The organism is Streptomyces sp. NPDC001852 (assembly GCF_042891825.1).
Taxonomy (GTDB): Bacteria; Actinomycetota; Actinomycetes; order Streptomycetales; family Streptomycetaceae; genus Streptomyces.
Genome location: NZ_JBIATN010000050.1, coordinates 19,562 through 37,482 on the forward strand (window position 1 = coordinate 19,562; position 17,921 = coordinate 37,482).

The following is a 17,921-nucleotide window of genomic DNA, read 5'->3' on the forward strand; positions in this document are numbered from 1 at the left end:
TCCACCCGCGCTCTCGACAGGCCCAGCACCCGGGCGACCGCGGCCCGCAGGTTGTCATAGCGCACCTTGCCGCAAGGGACACCGCCCAGCACGCTGAGAGCGTGGACGTGGCCTTCGAAGAACGCCTCCTGCCCGCACGACGCGAAGATGCGGTGCACCGCCTTGCCGGAGTACGACAAGCGCATCGAGAACAAGTAGACCTTGACCTGCTCGCCGGCCGGACGGATCGTCACGTAAGTCGACCTCGGCTTCCGCCCCCGACATGTGGGTCTGCGGGATGAACGCGTTCAGCGGCCCACGTCCCGCCTCGATCCGTATCTGCGGCCGGCGAACAGCGACATAGGCCCGCACCATCGGATAGGCCACCTCCACCGCACCGTGCTCGTCCAGCAGCCGGTCGAAGATCTGCTTGACGGTATGCCGCTGCTTGCGCGGCGCGTCCAGATCCGCCCGGAGCATCTGGTCAATGGCCGGCTTGAAGGCGTCGAGCCGCGTCTTGCGGGGCGGCAGCTGCTTGCGAGGCTCCGGCCAGACGGACTCCATGGCCGCCTTCACCGTCCGGAAGCCCACCCCGTACTTGCGCTGCAAGGCCCGGTTCGACATCCCCGCCCGGGCATCGCGGCGTATCGCCGCGTACAGATCGACCTTGGACTTCGGTGGCACCGGCGCCCCCTCACCACGCAGAGCATCCCCAGCGTCCCACCGCAAGCCCCCAAGTGGTGTCAAAACTCGGCGATATCACTCTCCGCCAACACCGGGCGGTGTCGCCGCCGATCGACAACCGGTGTCAGGGCTCACCGATAAAGCCAGATGGCTTCGTAACCGAGAGCCGACACCGTTTGTCACCGAGTTTGGGCAGCGCTTGTCGATCGCAGAGCCCGAAAATGTTGGCGAGAACTGACACCGGTGCGGGATGGGTGAACCCTGTGTCGCCGCGCTGCGCGGCTCTTGCTAAAGGGGCCCGTCACATAGGGAGTGAGAACAGCCGTACTGGTCCTGAGGGCCACCGGGCATCGTCGCGCAGGGGCGTCACCATGGTCCGCAGCGGCATGGTCACCAGGCGGCCTTCGGGTTGTTCGACGAGTACGTCCTTGTCGAGCGGGTGCCATCCGAGGCGCTGGTAGAGCGACACGAGGGGAGGCCGGCAGAAGAGGAGTGCGTATTGAGGACCCATCGTTCGGGCGTGCTCCAGCGCAGCTGTGACGACGAGGCGAGCGAGGCCCTGACCTTGCATGCCGGGTGAGACGGCCACCCCGCCGACGCCCACCACCTCTGTCTCGGCGTCGCCGATCGCAGCAGGCAGTCGCAGCAGGCCGGCGTGTGCCACGAGGCGGCCGTCGTGCCGGATGCCGAAGTGCTCTTCTTTCGGCAGCCAGGTCAGACCGGTCCAGGCGACACCGAAGGGATCATCGCTGTTGCCAAGGATCTCTTCCTGGTCCGCCTTCGTGTACTGGGCGAGCCGCACCACAGTCGGTGCCACGGTGGATAGGTTCTCAGACATTCCCACATGATGATCTCTCCGCCGAGCACTGGCCAAGCGATTCCCCAGCCGATCTGTGCCGTCCAGAGCAGGGAGTTCAGGCCAACTGGGCATGGTTCGCTTCCGAGGCCGGAGCCCTTCCTCGGCGCCGTGATGATGGCCGCACCTGTTCAAGGAGGGCCACGTGTGACGTCAGCCCGCGGTGGCTTCCCGTGCGGCGGCCCGGGCTTCGGTGAGGGCCAGGCGGTAGGATTCGGTGCCGGTCTGGATGAGGTTGCCGCCGAAGGTGAGTCGGTCGACGATGGCCGCGCAGAGCCGGGGGTCGGTGAAGGTTTTGGTCCAGCCGCTGGAACTTTCGTTCGAGGCGATGGCGACGCTGTTCTTCTCCTCGCGTTCGGTCAGAACCTGGGACAGCAGCTCAGCACCCCTGCGGTCCAACTCCATATAGCCCAGCTCATCAATGCAGAGAAGATCGACTCTGCCGTAGCGGGCGATGGTCTTGGTCAGCACTTTCTCGTCCGCGGCCTCGACCAGCTCGTTGACGAGTTTGGTGGCGAGTGTGTAGCGGACCCGGTAGCCGGCCATCGCGGCTTCGGTGCCCAGCGCGATCAGCAGGTGCGACTTGCCGGTACCGGAGTCGCCTCACCACGCAGAGCATCCCCAGCGACCCACCGCAAGCCCCCAAGTGGTACCAAGAACTCGGCGATATCACTCTCCGCCAACACCGGGCGGTGTCGCCGCCGATCGACAACCGGTGTCAGGACTCACCGATAAAGCCAGAAGCGCCAGCTCGCCTCGCTGTCGGCATCTTCAAGTCCGCCGCAACAGGCGTGTGTGCGCTCCAGCTGGCTTTGCTGAGTACCCCAGCCAGCTGCCCGCCGAGCCATGGGCTGAGGGGTTCGTCGTTCGTTGGAAGTAGGTCTGTGGCCTCATGCGCGCTTGGGACGTGCTGGTTAGGGTTGGCACTCATGCACACCACGGGGAACGTTCGTCGCCAGGCGGCGGAGCGTAGGCGCGACACAGTTGAACGGCTTGTCACCGAGCGGGACGTATGGGTGTCAACGTCTCACCCTGATCACGGGCCGCACCAGGTGCCGCTGTGGTTCCTGTGGGATGGAGGCGCGGTGTGGATGTGCACCAGTGCCACCTCCGTGACCGCGCGGAACCTCTGCAAGGAGCCGCGCGTACGCCTGGCGCTGCCGGATACCTTCGATGTGGTGCTTCTCCAGGGTGAGGCGGAGTGCTTCCCGGACCATGATGTGCCCGGAGACGCAGCGGAAGCGTTCGCCGCCAAATTCGGTTGGGACCCGCGCGGGGAGGAGGGGTCGTTTCTGTACATTCGCATGGTGCCGAAGACTGTGCGCGCTTGGCGCGGCGAGCCAGAACTTCGCGGAAGAGTCATCATGCGCGACGGAACATGGTTGGAATAGCAGCCATCGCTGACTGTCTGTCTGCGGTCCCCGGTCCCGTCGGTGCGGACGCTGTTCACTTTCGTTGGCACCGCCGCATGGTCAGATGCGCAGCCGCCCCGCCGGGGGACGGCTTCGGCAGTCGGGCCCTGCCTCATCCGGGCCGCCCCACAAGAATGCGGGCAACGTCATGCGCACGGTAGTGATCGATTCCGATGGGACATTCCAGCTGAGACAGCGTCCGGAGCCGGTCGCGGGTCCAGGGGCGGTGGTAGTCCGGGTGCGGGCTGCCGGGCTCAACGCCGCTGACCTGCAACAGGCACGGGGGGACTATCCGGCGCCACCGGGCTGGCCGGCCGATGTGCCCGGCCTGGAGGTCGCCGGTGAGGTTGAGCAGGTCGGACCCGGTGTCGTGGAGGTCGCGCCGAGGGACCGGGTGATGGCGCTGGTGGGCGGCGGCGGCCATGCTGAGCGGATCACGATACCCGCCGACCTCCTCCTGCCGGTGCCGAAGGACCTGTCATGGGAGGAGGCCGCCGGTTTCCCGGAAGCGTTCAGCACCGCCTGGGACGCCCTGGTCACCCAGGCCGGGATCCGTGCCGGCGACCGGGTACTGGTCAGCGGCGCGGCAGGCGGGGTGGGCACGGCCATGGTGCAGGTCGCCGCGGTCTCCGGGGCGCATACCGTGGCCAGCGTGCGGCGTCCCGAACTCCACAGCCGGGTGAAGGCACTTACCCCGGACGGCCGGGTGGACGTCGTCACCCCTGACGAGGAATCCGCGTACGCGCCGTACGACGTGATCGTGGAACTGGTCGGCGGCGAGAACTGCTTGCAGCGACTCGCTCTGCTGCGAAGCCGGGGCAAGATGCTCATCGTCGGAGTCCAGGCGGGCACCACGGCGCCGCTGCGGATGTTCGACCTCATGCTCGCACGGGCCCAGCTGATCGGCACGGCCATCCGCGGGCGCCCACATGCCGAGAAGGCCCTCCTCGCCGCCACCATGCGGACGTTCGTGACGCCGCTGGTGGCCCAGGGAAGGCTGCACGTACCCCTCGACGCGACCTTCCCCCTCGACCGGTTCACCGACGCCTACGACCGCCTGGCCGGTCCGGGCAAGTTCGGCAAGGTCATCCTGCTGCCCTGAAAATGCCCGTGGCCATGGGAATCGGGTCCCACATCGTCGTTCCAGTGACGAGGAACGGCTCCACTCCGCCCTCGGCTGCCTCCCACCCACCGAGTACGAACGCGAGTGGCATCGAGCCCCGGGGCCCTCCGCCGAGTCGCCCGAACCGGTCACTGTGAGGGCCGCCGACCGCCAAGGCCGTCGGCCCGGGGGCGGTTCACCATCCTGGACTCTCACATGCTGGAGTTCTCCGGCACCGTGCCCCTCATGCGTGGGGTGCACGGAGGTGGTTGTGTGCCAGTTCCCGGAGTCGGTGGCCGTCGAAGCTGCGGCCGTGGCCCGGGTGGGCGGTGGATATATCCAGGTCGGCCAGGAGTGCCAGGCTGCGCCGGTAGGCCGGCGGGTCGGATTCGGGGAGGTCGTCGATGAGGTGGCCGTTGTAGATGACGTCGCCGGTGAACAGTGCCCCGGTGCGTTCTTCGAGAAGGGCGATGCAGCCGGGGGTGTGTCCGGGCAGGTGCAGGACGGTCAGTGAGCGCCCGCCCAGGTCGATCACGTCCCCGTCCTGGAGGGTGCGGTGCACCGTGAGCGGCTCCACGCGGTAGGTGCGAGGGTCGTAGCCGGTGTGGGGCAGCGCGTCGATCAGCAATCCAGGCAGGTCTTCTCCGGCCGGCTCCATACCGAGTTCCTTGTAGAGCTCGGGGCCGTAGAGGCTGGCGGGCACGCCCTGTGCCAGGGTCTCTTCGGCGGCTTTGTGAGCCGCCCGTTGTGAGAACTCGTGTGCTCCGCCGACGTGGTCCAGGTGTGCGTGGGTGAGGACGACCAGCGGATCCCGCTCGAACATGCGGGGGATGTGCCGGCGCAGGCCGGCGACGCCCAGGCCCGCGTCCACCACAAGGTCGCGGTCCGTGCCGCGCAGCCACCACAGGTTGGCCCGCACCAGCTTGTCGGCGTGCGGCTCGGTGATGCGTACGAGGCCGTCGTCCAGTTCTTCCAGCTCGTACCAGCCGCGAGCTTGCGCCAGGGTCATCGGCCTGCCCCGCTCGCTACGAGGTGCCGTTTGCCGAAGCCCGCGTCCAGCCATGAGCGCACGGCAGTCATGCCGACGGCTTCATGGCCGCGCGCGGTGAGTTGGGTCACAAGTCGGCTGCCGATGGCGCCGGTTGCGCTGGCAATGAAGGTCTTCATGGCATCTCCGTTCGTCGTGCTGGCATACGGGAGGCGGGCACTGCGGCATCCCATGATTGGCTGTGCCCCGGTTCACAGGGCGGCACGGCGGTGCAGGATCGCATCGTGCAGGAAGCCCAGGATGGACGCGGCGGTCTCGTCGGGGCGCTCGTGGCGCGGCAGGTGTCCCACGCCGTCGAGCGGGCGCAGGTCGGATGACGGTGCGCAGGACCTCGTCCGGCGGCATCGGGGTGATGGGGTCCTGGCGCCCCCACACCACCTGGACGGGAATGTCTTGGGTGTCCAGGAACCGGTACAGATATTCGATCGGGACGCTGCGGAGCGCGGAGAGCAGGCTCCGCTTGAATCCCCGGTAGCGTAGTTCCGGCAGCAGACCCGCCTCGACGCGGGCGAGCACGCGCGGGTCCTGGGAGTAGCTGGGCAGGCGGGACTTCAACGCCCGATTCCCGGTCAGCCGGAAGAAGAGGCTACCGATCCCGGGCACCATGGACAGGAGCAGTCCGAGGTTGAGCGGGGTCGCGAACCCGTCGGGTGAGGCCAGGCAGACGCCGGCGACCCGCTCGGGATGGTACACGGCGAACTCGGCCGCGATCGGGCCGCCGAATGCAAGCGCGACGAGCGTCACCGGGCGGTCGACGCCGAGCGCCTCCAACAGGTCGATGATCTGTTCCTCGAACAGCGCCTGGTTGTGGTCGATGTCGGGATGGTCGCTGAAGCCGATGCCGTACCGGTCGAAGCGGATGGTCCGGTACCCGGCCCGGGCCAGCCGTTCGAACAGTCCGTCCCATATCCACAGCGACAGGGTCGCTCCGTGAAGGAACAGGATCGGCTCTCCTGATTCGGTCCATCCACCATGACGTGTGTCGTGCCGCGGCGGAGCCGGACGAAGGATCCGGGCGCATCCCGCCTGACGCGGGAGTCCATGGGGATCGTCTCGCCGTGGTGGCGGTTCAGCAGGACGGGTACGGCGATCGCCGAACCCGCGAGTGCGAATTTGGAGCGCCGGCGCATCGGGTGTCACTCCTTGGTCGGGGTTTGCGTTGGTCGAGGTTTGCGCCCGCCCCCGGGGGCGAGACAGCACCCCCAGCAGCGCTCGATGCCAGGTCGAGCCGCTGGCGTCTGGGCTGGTCAGCAGGAGTTCGGGGCGTACTCGCACGGCGACGGACTGCTGAAAGCAGGCGGCGCATGCCGACCACGTGGGCACCGGTTCCCATGAGGAGCCATCGGTAGACGCCGCCGACCGGGCCGGGGAAGGCGGCTCGGCTTCCAGCGCGCAACCGTGATCGGCCCGGGCCGTTGGCATCGAGCCGGAAGATCAGGGCGAATGACGAGAAGCGATGGCTTCCCCGGAGTACAAGCTCCCGTCCGGGGAGGGCGGCGACGACCCGGAAACCGGGTAGCGTCGAACCTGCGGAGAGCGGCCGTGGCCCGGATGCCCTGCATTCAGCCGCTCCGACCAGTCTCGCGTAACCCGCCGCCCGAGGACGTGAGAAGGATCGGTCCAGCTCTGCGCCAAGGCTGCGCCAGACATCGTCGGCTTCCGCTGCGATGTCCGTCGTGTGCTCATCCAGATGCGGCAACGAGGTAATCTGCATCCGAACCTCCACGATGTCTGGTTCAAAGGGGCACCGAGTCTCCTTGCCGTACAGGTGACTTGGTGTCCTGGGTTCGCCACCGGTGTTCATCGCAGGGTGAGCGGGGTCTCGGATTCGACGCGGGTCAGCTTCTCCGGGTTGCGGACATAGTAGAGGCCGATGATGCGGGCGTCCTCGACGCGGACCGCCATGACGCCGTCGATCTCGCCGTTCAAGCGGACGACGAGTGCCGGGTTGCCGTTGGCCACGGCGGGCTCGGTGGTGATCCTGCCCCCGCGCTTGCCGGTGCCGCCGAGGATGTAGCGGGCCACCTTGTCGGCGCCGATGACCGGCCGCAGCGCGGCCTGCTTGACTCCGCCGCCGTCGGCCATGAAGACGATCTGCGGGGCGAGCACGTCAAGGACGCCCTGTAGGTCTCCGCTTTGGAGTGCGCGCTGGAACGACTCCAGGGCTGCCCGGGTCTCGCTCTGGGAGACCATCTTGCGGGGGCGGCGGGCATCGACGTGCCGGCGGGCGCGGTGGGCGATCTGGCGGACGGCCGCGGTGCTCTTGTCGACGGCGGCCGCGATCTCGTCATAGTCGACATCGAAGACCTCGCGCAGTACGAAGACGGCGCGTTCGGTCGGCGACAGTGTTTCGAGGACGAGCATGAGCGCCATCGACACACTCTCGGCGAGCTCGACATCCTCGGCCACGTCCGGCGTGGTGAGCACCGGCTCAGGCAGCCAGGAGCCGACATACGCCTCCTTGCGGCGCGTCATGGTCCGCAATCGGTTGAGGGACAGCCGGGTTGTGATCCGGACCAGGTAAGCGCGCTGGTCGCGTACCTGTGCCAAGTCGACGTCGACCCAGCGCAGCCAGGTTTCCTGGAGGATGTCTTCGGCGTCGGCCGCCGATCCGAGCACCTCGTACGCGACGGTGAAGAGCAGGTTGCGGTGGGCGACGAAAGCCTCGGTCGCCGGGTCAGTGGCGTGCTTGCTCATGAATCGATCCCCTCCTGAGTGGCCGCCTAGGCTGTCGGTTCGGCCGTGGTCGGCGCCACGGCGCGCTTGGCCTGCAGCAGTTGCCGGCGCTTGTCGCCCTTGGGCCAGTGGTGCGAACCGGGCTTGCGTGCCTCGACCGCCAGATGCTTGACGCTGAAGTTGCAGGAGACCTCCTTGAGCTTCGCGCCCGCGCGGCCGCCGATGTAGAGCCCTATCGCGACGTCGTCCTTGTTGGCGAGCTGGAAGACACCGGCGCGACGGCCCAGGCTGATGCACATGGCAGGGAACGACAGGTCGATGGGCGCGGGTCGCTCATCCGCGATCCGGTTGAGCACCGTGTCGGCGGCATGTGCGCCCAGACAACCCGCGCCATAGGCGCTCATCCGGAACGGCAGGTCCGACGGCGCCGACGAATCACCGGCCGCGACGATGCGCTCGTCGTCTACGCTGGTCAACGTCTCGTCCGTGAGCAGTCGTCCCAGGGCGTCGGTGCTCAGCCCGCTGCGCGCGGCCAGGTCCGGCACGCCGAATCCGACGGTCCAGACGGTGATTTCGCTCGGCAGCTCGCGTCCGTCGCTGAGCCGCACGGCATCGTGGGTCACGTCCGTCACCTTCGTGTCCGGGCCGTCGAGCACGGTCACACCGAGCCTGGCGAGCCGCTTGGCAGCCGCGCGCCGCCCCCGAGGGTGCAGGTACGGGCCGAGCAGACCTCCGCAGACCAGGGTCACCCGGCGGCCCTGCTCCGCCAGCTCGGCGGCGGTCTCGATGCCGCTCGGGCCGGCTCCGACAACGGTCACCGCGGCCGTGGCGGGCGCGGCGTCGAGAACCGGCCGCAGCCGCTGCGCCTCCTCCAGGGTGGCGATCGGGTAGGCGAACTCGGCCGCTCCGGGCACGCGCGGGTTGGCGCTGCCACTGCCCACCGCGTAGATCAGGAAGTCGTAGCCGACGGTGTCGCCGCTCGCCAAGGTCACGCAGCGCTCTGAAGCGTTGATCCCTGTTACGGTGCCGACGACCAGCCGGATGCCCTTGCCCAGGATGTCCTGGTAGTTGACGACCGCGTCGTGGGTCCCGGCCACTCGCTGGTGCAGGCGAAGCCGTGCGACGAAATTCGGGCGCGGGTTGATCAAGGTCACCGTCACATCGTCGCGCTGTGTCAGGCGGTTGGCTGCCATGACGCCGGCGTACCCGCCACCGATCACGATCACATTGGTGTTCTCAACCATGGTGTCCTCCTTCGTTTCCAGGCGTGCGCCCTCAAGACACCGCCTACGCGATCGCTGTGACGGCGTGTGAGACAGACCACTCCACAGGTGGGGACCGGCCAAGGGCTTTTTCGTAACTGATGTTTCGTGGTTGCCAGTTCCGGGTCCGTCGGACCGCTCGCAGCTCGGGCGGCGAGAGGTAGCTCTGGTGGGGGAGGCGGATCCTCCGTGCGGATGAAGCACGTCGTCGCGGTTCGGACCATGATCAAGCCATGTCGATCACGCGTTCCTCGGACGGCGCAGCGCGTCCCGTTCTCGCGCCAGGCAGTCCGCTTCCACCTGAGCAAATGGCCTGGATACGTCGCTGCAGCATGGGGATTCTTGTTCGCGGTACCCAGTTTCGTCTGGGCGACGGGCGTTACCTTCGGTGCGCAGTCGACGGTGTCCCCGTCGTTGGTGAAGCTCGCTCGCGAGGGAGTGCCATGGTTCCTGACGGCCCTGGTGGTAACCGGCTTCCTGAAGCTCCTCGGGGCACTGGTGGGCATCGGCCTGACGCGACCGCGGCGCTCGCGCATCAGCCGGCTCATGGTGTTCTGCGGCGGTGGCGCGGCGACCCTGCTCACGTGGCATGGCGGCCTCTTCGTCGTCCACGGTGTATTGGTGGAGGCTGGGGCCGTCTCTGTTGAGTCAGATCTGGCTGGGCTGACCGGCTGGTACCTCTACTTGTGGGGGCCGTGGTTCATCATGGGTGGTCTGGCCTTCGCGGGGGCCACCGTGCTGTATCTCGCCAAACGCGATGATCGGCGCAGGCTGCGACTCTACGGCGCCGTGGGTGCGCTCGGTGCCCTGGTCCTGTCCTTGGCCTCGACGGCTACCGGGATCGGTTGAGACCTGGCACGTAACTGCCTCAGAATTCCGACGCGCGTGTGCCAGGCATGACAGAGGACAGCAATCAGCCCCACGAGGCCGGAGGCGAGGACGACGATGTCGCCCAAGCCGAGCAGGGGTTTCCTGTCCGGTTGCTGCACCCCCCGGTACCCGTTACCGATGCGGTCGTACGTCGCCATCGCCGAGCTTCTCCCGGCAGAAGCAGTATTCATGCCGGTGATCCCACCAGGCTGACCACGAGCCGTGCGAGACATTTAGTCTGTGCCGAATGTTGCTGCTACGGCTCGACTTGGACGACCTCGCCTCTGTCCGGTTCGCGTGTTCCCCCCTGCAGGAGACCGTTTTGAGCCTGTGGGCGTGGCAGAACCCGGTCCGGCACGCCGAGCATCAGCCTCTCCTGCGCCAATGCGCCCCTCTGCTACGGCAACTCGACTGGCCCTTGCTGCAGTCTTTGGTCGGCCCGCGTCGGCGCATCCCCGACTTCCTGACCCCTCACTCCATGGGCCCGTGCCCTGATATCGACGACGAGTTTGCCGCTCTGCGGGCGACGCCGGCCGAGCGTGTGACAACCGAGCTCACCCAGGCCGCCAGCGGCGCAGCCCTGCACCCGGGACTCCAGCAGGCGTACGAAGACCCTGCGGGCTTGCTCAGGTGCATCGCCGACGCCCTGCACACTTACTGGGTTCTGGTGATGGCACCGCATTGGCCGCGTATGCAGGCCGTCGTTCGCGCCGACATCCTGCACCGAGCCCGGCGGCTTGCCGACGGCGGCGCCGCGGCACTGTTCCCCGACATCGACCCGGGCCTGCGCTGGCAGGCAGGCACTCTCACCGTGGACGCCCTCCGCGACGAACACCGTGACCTCGCGGTGGACGGCCGCGGAGTGACGTTCACCCCGTCGCTGTTCTGTGACCATGCCAACACGCTCGTCAACCCCGCGCTGCCGCCCAGGATCGCCTACCCCGCGCGGGGCCGCGCAACGGTCTGGCACACGAACGCGGCCGCCCCGCCGAAAGCCCTGGCCGACCTGCTCGGCAGTACCCGGGCCCGCCTTCTGACCCAGCTCGCGGAGCCCGCGAGCACCACCGACCTGGCCCACCGGCTGGGGGTCAGCCCGGGCACGGTGAGCCAACACCTCGGTGTCCTCCACCGCGCAGGACTGGTCACCCGGGCCCGGCATGGACATCTCGTCCTGTACCTGCGCAGCCCACTCGGCGATCAACTGGCGGCATGAAGCCGTCCCACCTGAACGGATCAGCCGGTTCACGAGGACATCGCGTCCCGCACGAGCCCGGGTGCCATTCCCCGCCCGGGGTGGCGGGCATAGGCACACTGGGTTATGCGTCCTACGCGGCGGTTGATCACTGCTTGGTCAGCGAGTCCAGGAGTTCACGGCCGTGCTGCCACGAGCCGAGGCCGCTGGCGGAGTTGAGGTGTCTGGGCGCGCCCGCGAGGTGCCATCGCGCCTCCCACCGGGCCGCGAAGCCGGCGGCCACCTCGGGGGTGCAGTACGGGTCGTCGGCGCTGCCCACCACCAGGGCCGGGCACGGCAGTGGCTGTGCCGACACCTCGGTGAACGCCGCGGCCGCCTGGCGTGGGAACGCCGGTCCGTGCGGGTCGGCGGCGCGACCAGGAACGCGCCGCCTGTCGGATGCGCGCGCCGCAGTTCGGCCTGGTGGGTTGCCTCGTCCTGGAAGGTGCCGGGGAGCTGCCTCGGCCGGTGGTGGATCTCCAGGTCACGGACGATGTGACGGGCGTGCATCCAGCGGACGAACGGGATGAGACGAGTGCGTTGAGTCGGATGCGTGCTCGCCCAATCGTCCAGGTGCGCTTGTGTCAGGTCCCGGATGTGCAGGTCCTGGTCGTCGAGCCAGGCGAGGAAGCGGATGGTGACGCGGATGTCGGTGCAGTCGCCCTTGTAGGCACTCAGGCTGTAGCGGCCGCGGGCGGCCCGGCGCCGGGCGTCTTTGACGATGCCCCACTCGGCGAAGGGCCGCACCAGGGTGACGTGGTGAGGGGGGAACTGGGGGAGCTTGGCGGCCAGCCAGGTGTCCAGCCGGGCGAGGTTCTCCTGCCGTCGTGGCAGGACGCCGGCCGTCACCAGCAGTCCGCGGACGTAGGAGGTGTTCGCGTCCGGCGGGAGCGTGTCCAGGGCGTGGTGCGTGAGGGTGTCCGGGGACTGGGCCAGGCGGGCCAGCAGCCGCGCGTCGGGACTGCGGCGGACCCACTCCAGGACCGGGTAGTGGTTGGTGACGTCGGTGAGCACGACCTCCAGCGGCGCAAGGCCGGCGGGGACGTTGCCTCTGGAGTCGGTGAGGAGGTCGTGCACCTTGTACCGCAGCGAGCATCCCGGGCACCGGCCGTCCGGCCGCAGGTCCGCGCTAACGTGGCACGTCGCGCATGCCCCGACGACACCGCCGGGGGTACCACCCTGGGCGCAGCAGGTTGCGCACAGCCCCGACTCGCCGTCATCCGTGATCCCGACCAGAATCCGTGTGGCGGCGCACCCGGCACAGGGCGCGGGGGAAGCCCGCCGTCGGCGGTAGCAGGCAGAGCACACTGGCCCCAGCGGCCAGAAGATCTTGACCGGCCGTAGGCGCCCACAGATTCCGCAGTCGTGAAGAGGCCGGGGAATGCACATGTCGCAGTGGAAGGCGCCCCGGCCGCCGTCGATGAGGTTTCCGGCCCGAACCCGGCCGCACACACTGCACTCCTTGCGCGGATGCTGGTAGCAGCGGTAGCAGATGTCCGGCCGGCCGCCAGCGGCCTTCACCGAGATCGGGCCGACGATGCCGCATGCCCGGGGTGGACTGGTGTAGCAGCTGCCGCAGACCGGTCCCGCCGGGGTGATGGCGTTGACGCGACGGTGCCGTCCACACCCCGTGCAGCGGCGGGTCGGTGTGGGCGCGCAGGTCCAGCAGACCTTCTCGCCGTCGGTCGACCGGTCTTCGAGCAGGGCCAGGCGGCCGCACCCTGGACACGGCAGCTTCACGCTCGTCTCCCTGCGGTGACACGGTGCGCAGATCACTCCCCCGGGCCGCCGCCTAGACCGCCCGGACCAGCCCGCACAGGGCACACGCCCGCCGGAGGCGCCGGTGACAACAGGACGAACACACCCTCCCCTGCGGTGTGTGGACGGCAAAGGGGTCGTGGCAGTCGGCACACGCCACTTTGGCCACCATGTCCCCGTGCCCCGCCTCCACCGGGAGGTGGCAAGCCGGACCAGCGCACGGGGGGCAGGCGTCGAGATACGCGGCGAGTCGGAACGCGTTGGGCCCCTGCCACGCCTTCGCCTCCTCCAGTGCCGACTGCGCGGCCTCCTCGGTCACCGCGGTCCCGACTGCGGACGACAGTTGTGCCAGCAACCGGGCCCGCACGCGTGCGAGTTCGGTCCGCAGCCGCAGCTGGTCCGGCGTCGGCGGCCTCACCGCCGACCCGGCCGGCACACCACCGCGCGCCGCGGCTCAAGCGGCACCGGTGAAGGAGTGGGAGCATCGCCGTCGGCCGTCTTCTTCACCTGCGCGTTGACGACCACCGGCGTGATCAGATCGTTCGGTGTGCACTGCAGGATGTCGCACAGCGCGACCAGCGTGTCCGTACTCAGCCGCTGCGGCGGCTAGGTCACCAGCCGGTACACCTGTTCCCGCGACAGACGGATGCTGCGCTCGGCAAGTAGCGGCACCAGGTCCGGCGTCTGGAACAACTGCCGCGCCGCCATCAGCTGGCGCAGATGCCACTCGTAGCCCATGTTCTTGATCACGAGGTCACATCCCAGTCGTCGCCCAGCCGCCTCTTCAACGAAGCCTCCAGCAACTGGTTGCGGTACTCGTTGGACACCCCCATGTACACGGCCGTGGTCGAGGCATGGGAGTGCCCGACCTGCTCCTGGATTATCTTGAGTCGCATCATCCACCGACGCCCTGAAGTGGGCCGTTGCGTTGCGGACGGTGTGCTCGACGGACAGGCTGTGGTGATCGTCGGTTCTCTGAGACCGGCTTGATCGTTATCGTGACGAGACAGCAGCTGGCGCCGTTGGGAGAGCAGTTCGCTTGAACCATCGAGCGTCACGCGTCCGGGGCGGCACCTCATGAGGCCCCCGCCGGTCCCGGCGAGCGCTGCTGCTCTTGCTGACGACGGCCTGCGGCCTGGAGAGACTGGTAGCGGTTGCGCTTGTCGGTGTCGTTGAGGTGCTCGGCTGCCGTGATCGCCGGGTCGAGTACTCCATTCAGCCATGTCTGCGGCACGCCTCGAAGTTGCTCGTCAGCCTCCGCGAGTAGCAGTCGGCTGGTGTGCTCGTCGGGTGCGACTGGAACGAGGAGGAAGTACTCCTTGACGACGGCGATCCACATGCCCATCCACGGCCAGTCCGGGACCGCCGAGAGGGCTTGTCCGGCAGCCTCCAGGGACTGCCGCGCGCCTGCGAAGTTACCGGCCTGGCGTTCCAGTTTGACCAGCCTCAACAGCTTGCTGGCCTTCAGGCTCGACTCTGGCGGGCTCTGGCAGATCGCCACGGCCTCCTCCTGGACCGCCACCGCTTCCTTGAGGTAGCCGAGATAGGCCAGGTGGAACTGCAGCGTGTTGAGCGTGTCATCGGTGCGTGGCTCACCGGCCGCCCATTCGGTCATGAACAGGCGCGACGTCTTGCGCTCGCCGAGGCGCGCAGCGTGGTAGGCCCAGGTCTTCAGGGTCTCCTCAGCCGGGTCGGCGGGAAATATCCTGCGTTGCTCTTCCAGCCATTCCTCGACGGCGGCATCGGTATGGCGGGACGAGGTGATCTCCTTGAGAATGCGATCACGCTCAGGGTGGGTGCTGGCCCGTACCACCTCGACGGTGGCTGCGATGCCTCCCGTGAGCAGGTGGTAGAGGTGGTAGCCGAGGGCCGTGTCGAAGCTGATGTTCTTGGCGGTCCAGTGCAGCCACAGGTCCTCCACCTGCCGGTGCTCGGCGACCAGGAACCCGGCCAACGTCAGGTCGGGGGCCAGCCCCATGGAGACGGCTTCCCGATAGAAGGTGGCCTGGTCCTGGAGGAGGAATCGCAAAAGCGGCAGGTCCTGGGGGCGGCGATCGTATTGCAGTGCCCACAGAACCCCGAAGCGAGCGGCCCTGTTGCGGTCGATCACGCGGTTGTCGTCGGCGTGCTCCGCGCGGAAGGCGAGGTCGTCCCACGTCGCTGGATCCCGCCGGGCCCGGTCAAGATCCCTTCTGGGCCCGCGCAGGAGTCGTTCTTGCTCATCAGTAGTCCCCATCATGTTCCTCTCACTCGATCCGTCGTGATTCTGTCGCCTCGTTGTTCGCCGAGTGCGCGGGCGAGCTGGGTCCGGAGGCGCTGGTTCTCCTCCGTCAGTTGCCGAACGCGGGTGTTGGCCGCTTCGAGGCGCCGCAGCAGGGAAGCGTCGGACGTGCGCTGGCCAGCCGGGAGTTGAGCTGAGGGTGCTCGGCGGTGTAGTGCTCGTAGGCGTTCGACCTCGGTCCGCAGGTCCGGTTGGCCGTAGAGCCAGGAGCGCGAGACTTCCGCTCGCTTCGCGACAGCCTCGAAGGTGACTGGTTCCCCGGCCGCGTCGAGCTCTCGGAGTGCCTGGATCGCTCTGGAGCGTGTGTACTCGCTGCGGCGGCGGGCGGCGTTGACGATGTGCTGGCTGTTGTCAGCTCGCATCGGCGGTCGCCTCCGGCTGTCCGGGGCCGTCTTCCAGACCGGTGATGATCTTCTCCAGATTGCCGAGGACCTGGCGGTTCATCTCGACCACGCGGGCTTGGCCGCGGGCCTCGGCGGCCGCGACGATCTGCAGCAGCTGCTGCCGTTGCTCGCGGTGCTGCGGCAGGAACTCGGGGGTCGTGACGAACATCGGACAGGTCAAGCAGGCATTGGCATGCGGACAGGTCCGTTGCATCGGCAGGCCGCAGTAGCCGTTGGGCAGGGACTGGGTCACGCGTCCGAGCCGTTGCTTGGCCCAGGTGGCCTCGGCCAGCGGGCCGTCGGGGTCGACGGTGACGCTCTCGCCCTTGATGTTGACCTTGCGGGCCTTCTCCCAGTGCCGGCGGACCGTGGTGTCGTGCAGCCGGGCATAGTGGGCGGTCATCTCGCCGGAAGAGTGATCGAGAAGGACGCGTACGACTTCCTGCGGGACGTCCCGGTTGATCAGCCTGGTTCCAAAAGTGTGGCGCCATTGATGGGGCGTCAGATGGACTGCCTTGCCGTGTTCGTCCCGGACGTCGCACCGCTCCAGCCAGCGATCGAGCTGGCCTCGGTAGGAGTGCGTGGTCAGGGGCCGAGTGCCGTCGGGGTTCATCCGTGGCGCCGGGAACAGCCACCGGCTGCCGCCGGGCCAGCGCTCAAGGACGCGCTGCTGCTGGGCGGCGATCTCGCCCTCGACCTCCCACCTCGGCGGTCGAGGGCGCAGCCGCCCACCAGCCTGTGCTCGTCGCAGTAGCCCCATGCCCCTGTCGGCCACAAGCGATGCGACGGCAACCGCATAATCACTGCGCCCACTATCGCTCCGTTGATTTCGCCTCCCGAGCGTGGAAGGGTGCTGCCCATCCAACCAGTCTTGCGGTCGGTTTTACAGTCACTGCTGGCTGTACATACCGGCATTCCCGTACCCACAGTCGGTTCCTAGCCGGATCTGCACAGGCAAGAAGGGAGTCTCAGGGACTTTGAGGATGCATGACCGGCTTTGCCAGCCTGCGTAGGGGCCGATGGGTACGTGCGATGGGGCTCGGCGCAAGCCCGGCGTCCTGGTTGACATCCCAGACCGATGCGGTCGCTCACTGCAGTAGGAACGGCCGCTGCTGACAAACCACCCAGCGCACACGAAGCGCTGGCCGATCCTGGAACAGGTCGGCTGAATCAGATGCGCGCATGAGAGCGAGCCACAGGCCGGAGCTCCGGCCGACTCCCCGGTCGGACCACTGGGGACGCTCGCTTCGTCATGCGGAAGATCAGCACGAGGAGGCCGCGCACTCCCGTTCCAGGCTGAATCGCATAGGGGGAAGACGATGAGCGACAAGAGGTTGTTGCAGCAACTGCTTCGATGGAAGCGCGGACAGATAGATCCGGCCGAGCTCGGTTGGCCCAGCCGGTCCGGAAGAGGACGCCGCTCGACGGGCCTGTCGCAGGCCCAAGTCGCCCATGCCCTATATATGACAGAGCGCACATACGCCAACCTGGAGCGCGGCTCAGCCTCGCCGACTTCCTCGTTCCTCGACAAAGTGGCGAGGGTCCTACGTATGGACGAGCATGAACGCACCGCGCTGTACGTGTACGCACTGGGGTACGAGCCTCCCCTTCCCACGGACTCGTACTCCGGGACAAGTGTTGCACCGGAATGGCATCAGGCCGTCAGCAACGTCGTGGGGCAACCCTGCTACGTGAACGACGTTGCCTGGAACGTGCTTGCCGCCAACGACGAGGCCATCCGCATGTTTCCCCAGCTGCGAGGGCAGCCGCCCGCGTTCCCTGAGAAGAACCTGATGCGCTGGATGCTGCTGCACGAGGATGCGCGTGAGCACCACCTTGTCGACTGGGAGAAGCAGTGGGCCAAGCCGGCGGCGGCGCAATTGCGAACTGCAGTGGCCGCTCACCCCGACAACGAAGACCTGCAACTGCTCGACAAGGAAGTTAGCGAAGATCCGGTCGTGGGGCCGATCTACCGGGACCACAGCATCGCCCACACTCACCCCGACGGTGACACCCGCCCCATGCGGCATGCCGGCTACGCCAGCCCTCAGGGTGGCACCGACCACCGCGACCGTTGCTGCGAGCGGCATACCCGCTCCCAACTCGGCAGTGTCACCATGTGCGCCGCACAGCCTCTCGGCAGCCCGGGCACCCGCCTCTGTCTCTTGGTCTTCGAACCGAAGAACTGAGCGCGCCGCCGTAGTTCTAACGTCCACGGCTGATGTCGGGCCCTCGCCCGGCGGAATACTAGCCGTCACGCCCGCTTCCAAGGCCCACTCCCGCCGCTGAGGCTGATCCTTTGGAGTGGACACCCTGACAATGGATCTTGATGGTCCAGGGAGGGATGTCCAGTTGGGACGTAAGTCTCCGTATCCGGAG

Annotated in this window: 16 protein-coding genes and 2 pseudogenes; 5 read left to right on the plus strand and 13 right to left on the minus strand. The window is 67.9% G+C overall.

The features are described 5' to 3' along the window. Positions 1-54 precede the first annotated feature (54 nt). From ACFYZB_RS43565 to ACFYZB_RS43575, 3 genes and pseudogenes are all read right to left on the minus strand, one after another. The gene (locus ACFYZB_RS43565; protein ID WP_388767426.1) at positions 55-663 is read right to left on the minus strand and encodes a hypothetical protein; all 609 of its coding nucleotides are present in this window, start codon (positions 661-663) and stop codon (positions 55-57) included. 301 nt (positions 664-964) lie between these two features. Then, the gene (locus tag ACFYZB_RS43570; RefSeq protein WP_388767427.1) at positions 965-1,501 is read right to left on the minus strand and encodes a GNAT family N-acetyltransferase; all 537 of its coding nucleotides are present in this window, start codon (positions 1,499-1,501) and stop codon (positions 965-967) included. A gap of 171 nt (positions 1,502-1,672) precedes the next feature. After that, positions 1,673-2,122: pseudogene (locus ACFYZB_RS43575) on the minus strand (ATP-binding protein); the annotation flags it as partial. A 326-nt stretch (positions 2,123-2,448) separates the two neighbouring features. Here ACFYZB_RS43575 and ACFYZB_RS43580 point away from each other — a divergent pair. Together ACFYZB_RS43580 and ACFYZB_RS43585 are read left to right on the plus strand one after the other, a co-directional pair. Then, on the plus strand, positions 2,449-2,910 hold the full coding sequence (locus ACFYZB_RS43580) for a pyridoxamine 5'-phosphate oxidase family protein (RefSeq protein ID WP_388767429.1): 462 nt from the start codon (positions 2,449-2,451) through the stop codon (positions 2,908-2,910). A 169-nt stretch (positions 2,911-3,079) separates the two neighbouring features. Further along, entirely contained in the window at positions 3,080-4,033 is a 954-nt protein-coding gene (locus ACFYZB_RS43585; protein ID WP_388767430.1) for an alcohol dehydrogenase catalytic domain-containing protein, read from the plus strand. A 244-nt stretch (positions 4,034-4,277) separates the two neighbouring features. Here the strand turns inward: ACFYZB_RS43585 and ACFYZB_RS43590 are convergent, their stop codons facing one another. From ACFYZB_RS43590 to ACFYZB_RS43605, 4 genes are all read right to left on the minus strand, one after another. Next, positions 4,278-5,042, minus strand: a complete 765-nt coding sequence (locus ACFYZB_RS43590; protein ID WP_388767431.1) for an MBL fold metallo-hydrolase — start codon at positions 5,040-5,042, stop codon at positions 4,278-4,280. Positions 5,043-5,123: 81 nt separating this feature from the next. After that, positions 5,124-6,356, minus strand: coding sequence for an alpha/beta fold hydrolase (locus ACFYZB_RS43595; RefSeq protein ID WP_388767432.1), 1,233 nt, complete (start codon positions 6,354-6,356; stop codon positions 5,124-5,126). A 525-nt stretch (positions 6,357-6,881) separates the two neighbouring features. After that, the gene (locus ACFYZB_RS43600) at positions 6,882-7,778 is read right to left on the minus strand and encodes an RNA polymerase sigma-70 factor (protein WP_388767433.1); all 897 of its coding nucleotides are present in this window, start codon (positions 7,776-7,778) and stop codon (positions 6,882-6,884) included. A 26-nt stretch (positions 7,779-7,804) separates the two neighbouring features. After that, entirely contained in the window at positions 7,805-9,001 is a 1,197-nt protein-coding gene (locus ACFYZB_RS43605) for an NAD(P)/FAD-dependent oxidoreductase (RefSeq protein ID WP_388767434.1), read from the minus strand. A 360-nt stretch (positions 9,002-9,361) separates the two neighbouring features. Here ACFYZB_RS43605 and ACFYZB_RS43610 point away from each other — a divergent pair, with 360 nt between their 5' ends. Both ACFYZB_RS43610 and ACFYZB_RS43615 read left to right on the plus strand, forming a co-directional pair. Next, positions 9,362-9,868, plus strand: coding sequence for a DUF3995 domain-containing protein (locus tag ACFYZB_RS43610; protein ID WP_388767436.1), 507 nt, complete (start codon positions 9,362-9,364; stop codon positions 9,866-9,868). A 268-nt stretch (positions 9,869-10,136) separates the two neighbouring features. Next, a complete protein-coding gene (locus ACFYZB_RS43615) occupies positions 10,137-11,102 on the plus strand; it encodes an ArsR/SmtB family transcription factor (protein WP_388767437.1) in 966 nt (321 codons plus the stop codon). Positions 11,103-11,229: 127 nt separating this feature from the next. On the opposite strand, the gene ACFYZB_RS43620 is transcribed toward ACFYZB_RS43615, so the two are convergent. The 6 genes and pseudogenes from ACFYZB_RS43620 to ACFYZB_RS43645 form a co-directional block, all read right to left on the minus strand. Beyond that, on the minus strand, positions 11,230-11,436 hold the full coding sequence (locus ACFYZB_RS43620; RefSeq protein WP_388767438.1) for an alpha/beta hydrolase: 207 nt from the start codon (positions 11,434-11,436) through the stop codon (positions 11,230-11,232). 1,856 nt (positions 11,437-13,292) lie between these two features. After that, positions 13,293-13,628 (minus strand): annotated as a pseudogene (locus tag ACFYZB_RS43625) (helix-turn-helix domain-containing protein). Further along, the gene (locus tag ACFYZB_RS43630; protein WP_388767439.1) at positions 13,625-13,774 is read right to left on the minus strand and encodes a hypothetical protein; all 150 of its coding nucleotides are present in this window, start codon (positions 13,772-13,774) and stop codon (positions 13,625-13,627) included. The pseudogene ACFYZB_RS43625 and the gene ACFYZB_RS43630 overlap by 4 nt, the downstream one beginning before the upstream one ends. Before the next feature lie 179 nt (positions 13,775-13,953). Then, on the minus strand, positions 13,954-14,988 hold the full coding sequence (locus ACFYZB_RS43635) for a hypothetical protein (RefSeq protein ID WP_388767440.1): 1,035 nt from the start codon (positions 14,986-14,988) through the stop codon (positions 13,954-13,956). Between the two features lie 125 nt (positions 14,989-15,113). After that, positions 15,114-15,521, minus strand: coding sequence for a DUF6262 family protein (locus ACFYZB_RS43640; RefSeq protein ID WP_388767441.1), 408 nt, complete (start codon positions 15,519-15,521; stop codon positions 15,114-15,116). After that, positions 15,511-16,302: a tyrosine-type recombinase/integrase gene (locus ACFYZB_RS43645; RefSeq protein ID WP_388767442.1), complete on the minus strand. Its 792-nt coding sequence runs from the start codon at positions 16,300-16,302 to the stop codon at positions 15,511-15,513. Before ACFYZB_RS43645 ends, ACFYZB_RS43640 begins: the two co-directional genes overlap by 11 nt. Positions 16,303-16,861: 559 nt before the next feature. Between ACFYZB_RS43645 and ACFYZB_RS43650 the strand changes: the two genes are divergently transcribed. Beyond that, complete coding sequence (locus tag ACFYZB_RS43650) at positions 16,862-17,731, plus strand: helix-turn-helix domain-containing protein (RefSeq protein WP_388767443.1); 870 nt, start codon at positions 16,862-16,864, stop codon at positions 17,729-17,731. Positions 17,732-17,921 lie beyond the last annotated feature (190 nt).

Bases quoted from the DNA above. Each gene is read 5' to 3' on its own strand.
- ACFYZB_RS43570 (WP_388767427.1), bottom strand. From the start codon at position 1,501: ATGTCTGAGAACCTATCCACCGTGGCACCGACTGTGGTGCGGCTCGCC.
- ACFYZB_RS43580 (WP_388767429.1), top strand. From the start codon at position 2,449: ATGCACACCACGGGGAACGTTCGTCGCCAGGCGGCGGAGCGTAGGCGC.
- ACFYZB_RS43585 (WP_388767430.1), top strand. From the start codon at position 3,080: ATGCGCACGGTAGTGATCGATTCCGATGGGACATTCCAGCTGAGACAG.
- ACFYZB_RS43590 (WP_388767431.1), bottom strand. From the start codon at position 5,042: ATGACCCTGGCGCAAGCTCGCGGCTGGTACGAGCTGGAAGAACTGGAC.
- ACFYZB_RS43600 (WP_388767433.1), bottom strand. From the start codon at position 7,778: ATGAGCAAGCACGCCACTGACCCGGCGACCGAGGCTTTCGTCGCCCAC.
- ACFYZB_RS43605 (WP_388767434.1), bottom strand. From the start codon at position 9,001: ATGGTTGAGAACACCAATGTGATCGTGATCGGTGGCGGGTACGCCGGC.
- ACFYZB_RS43615 (WP_388767437.1), top strand. From the start codon at position 10,137: ATGTTGCTGCTACGGCTCGACTTGGACGACCTCGCCTCTGTCCGGTTC.
- ACFYZB_RS43630 (WP_388767439.1), bottom strand. From the start codon at position 13,774: ATGCGACTCAAGATAATCCAGGAGCAGGTCGGGCACTCCCATGCCTCG.
- ACFYZB_RS43640 (WP_388767441.1), bottom strand. From the start codon at position 15,521: ATGCGAGCTGACAACAGCCAGCACATCGTCAACGCCGCCCGCCGCCGC.
- ACFYZB_RS43645 (WP_388767442.1), bottom strand. From the start codon at position 16,302: ATGGGGCTACTGCGACGAGCACAGGCTGGTGGGCGGCTGCGCCCTCGA.
- ACFYZB_RS43650 (WP_388767443.1), top strand. From the start codon at position 16,862: ATGAGCGACAAGAGGTTGTTGCAGCAACTGCTTCGATGGAAGCGCGGA.